General features: G+C 35.8%; 3 protein-coding genes and 1 pseudogene. 2 read left to right on the top strand and 2 right to left on the bottom strand.

Going from position 1 to position 2,742, the window contains the following annotated elements:
- The coding region (locus AC1DUW_RS25260; protein WP_477643761.1) for a glycerophosphodiester phosphodiesterase at positions 1–202 on the bottom strand (202 nt) is incomplete at its 3' end.
- 39 nt (positions 203–241) lie between these two features.
- Here AC1DUW_RS25260 and AC1DUW_RS25255 point away from each other — a divergent pair.
- Entirely contained in the window at positions 242–628 is a 387-nt protein-coding gene (locus AC1DUW_RS25255) for a DUF1259 domain-containing protein (RefSeq protein ID WP_379152374.1), read from the top strand.
- 405 nt (positions 629–1,033) lie between these two features.
- Positions 1,034–2,179, top strand: a complete 1,146-nt coding sequence (locus AC1DUW_RS25250) for a D-alanyl-D-alanine carboxypeptidase family protein (protein ID WP_477643760.1) — start codon at positions 1,034–1,036, stop codon at positions 2,177–2,179.
- 437 nt (positions 2,180–2,616) lie between these two features.
- On the opposite strand, the pseudogene AC1DUW_RS25245 reads toward AC1DUW_RS25250, so the two are convergent.
- Positions 2,617–2,730, bottom strand: a pseudogene (locus tag AC1DUW_RS25245) (YjcZ family sporulation protein); the annotation flags it as partial.
- Positions 2,731–2,742 lie beyond the last annotated feature (12 nt).

The following is a 2,742-nucleotide window of genomic DNA, read 5'->3' as shown; positions in this document are numbered from 1 at the left end:
CATCCGTTGTACGATCAACTGTCGTATCATGGATAAGTACTAATTCTCCATCCTTGCTTCTTTGAACATCAATTTCAATATAATCTGCCTTCATTTTTACTGCTTTATCATAAGCAGCAATCGTATTTTCAGGTGCATATGCCGATGCACCACGATGGGCAACATTATCAAATAGATGCATATCCGTTTCGGCTCTATTCATTAATTCATATCCTATTAATACTAGGGAGGAGATGAATAGATGGCATCTAATGATGAATTAATTTGTCAAGAGTTTGCAAGAATTATAGGCGGCCAAGAAGGATTTGCGGGTGGAAAATGTGTGACAACCATAAATCGAAATGAAATAAAAGCAAAAATTTCAGGAAAACGTTTTAGAGTGACCTCTTCTTTCTCATTTGAATCAAGTGATAATAAGACTGGACGAGCATTGTGCCTAGGTAGGGTAGCACTCTTGCAAAAAGAAGTTGAGAATTTTATTGCTTCCATTCTTAAACAAGGAATAATAGTTTCATCCATACACAATGAGTGGCTTTTTGATAATCCGAATTTGATTTACGTTAATATTGAAGCTGTTGATGACCCATTAGTTTTTGCAAGGAAAGTCAGAAAAGCGTTAAGGAACTAAGGGATTTCTCACTAGTGGTAAACCGGAGCTGTCATAAAAGGCAGAAAAGCAGCTATAAACTGATTTTTAACGAACATAATACACAGTAAAACCCAGTTTTGTTGAACTAACGGGTGCGTTAGCTGAAGATCGGAGCTGTCTATAAGGTAGCTTTTTTGAGAACGAATTTTAGGATGACAGAAATAAACCCATTCTGTTTATACAGTGGGTATTGATAATCTTTGCAATAATATTATATTTCCAAACTTATGACAGTTATAGATTATATTTACTCTGGTATTTTAAGATTAATTGCAGGAATAATCACACTTCTAACAAGAATAGAAAACTACATTGTTTAAAAAAGAGAATATATATTTTGACATTTATTTTTTAAAAATATACCTTAAAGATGAGGTGTTCTAAATGACAAAACTAAATAAAGTAACGTTAAACAAAAGATTGCTAGCTACCGGTTTTGCTTTCATTATTTTATGTGCAGGCTTAATCGGTTTTAACCATGCAAATATTAAGGTGTTAGAACCAAGTGTAGCCAATGCAGCAACTGTAACCTATACAGCGACTGCTAACCTGAATGTCCGTACAGGTCCTTCTACTGCTAATAAAATTATAGCAACAGTTAAACAGGGTACAAAGTTAACGGTTACTGGAAAAAATGCGAATGGATGGCTAAAGGTAAGCTTAAATGGTCAAACAGGTTATGTTAGTGGCCAATATGTAAAAATATCAAACTCTTCATCTAGTACAGAAACTGTAATCTATACAGCAACTGCTAACCTGAATGTCCGTACAGGTCCTTCTACTGCTAATAAAATTATAACAACAGTTAAACAGGGCACAAAGCTAACTGTTACTGGAAAAAATGTGAATGGATGGATAAAGGTAAGCTTAAACGGTCAAACAGGTTATGTTAGTAGCCAATATGTAAAGGTATCCAATCCTTCATCTGACGCCATTCAGGTTGTTGCAAAGCCTGAAAGTATTCCAGTGCTGGTCAATAAAAAAAATAAGCTACCAGAAAACTATGTACCAAAAGACTTAGTATATACATCAATACCGTTTACTTTTAAAGAAAAGACAGAAAAGAGAAAAATGCGGAGTGAAGCAGCTGCGGCCATTAGCAAATTATTTACGGAATCCAAGAAGCAGGGAGTAAGTCTTCTCGGTGTATCTGCTTACAGATCACATGCTACACAAGTTGCTCTATTTGATTCTTATGTAAAAAGGGATGGTTATGCCAAAGCAATCACATACAGTGCATTACCTGGAACAAGTGAGCATGAAACAGGCCTTGCTATTGATGTGACAGGAGGCAATGGTAAATGCGCGGCACAGGATTGCTTTGGAGGTACTAAAGAAGCAAAATGGCTGCAGGCACATGCAGATGATTATGGATTTATTATCCGATACCCTAAAGGAAAAGAATCAGTCACTGGGTATAAATATGAACCATGGCATCTTCGATATGTAGGTAAATCAATAGCTCAAACTATTATGAGCCAAGGAATTACTCTTGAAGAATATTATTATACTAGAGCCGTTCAAAAATAAAGAAATGCTCCTAAAGATATATTGGTTCTAGTGCAAAACCTTTAATAAACTATACGCAGTGAATAGCCTCATCAAAAACTTGATGAGGCTATTTATATTTAGGTATACTACCTAGATCTATGATTTATGTAAAAGAGATAGACAAATAATGTGCTTTTCTTATAAAACTAACGGGTGCTTTAGTTCATTAAGATATGAGATCCTTGAAGATCCTAAGCGTAGGAAATTCGGGGCTTTATTTTTCATAAAATGTATTATCATAGTTTTTCGCGTTTTGTCGTCTGGACCATAATTAGAGTGTTCAAAATAGCTATCATTCCCCAAAAATAGGAATCAAATTTTAAGAAGCCGACCTTTATTGGTCGGCTTTTTTCATACTATTTTTAGCTGAAGCCTCCGTAACCGCCACCATAACCATAGCCGCCGCCGCCGTATCCACCGCCAACAAAGCTAGCTCCAACAATGATTAAAAGTATAAACAAAACGACTATAAAGGCGAAACCTCCACCAAATCCAAAACCGTCGTCACACCTTGATTCACAACCTGACATAYAGAAACCACC

It is taken from the genome of Peribacillus sp. P4_C12 (assembly GCF_056402095.1).
The sequence above is the reverse complement of the archived record's forward strand: the minus strand, read 5'-3'. Positions and strand labels throughout refer to the sequence as shown.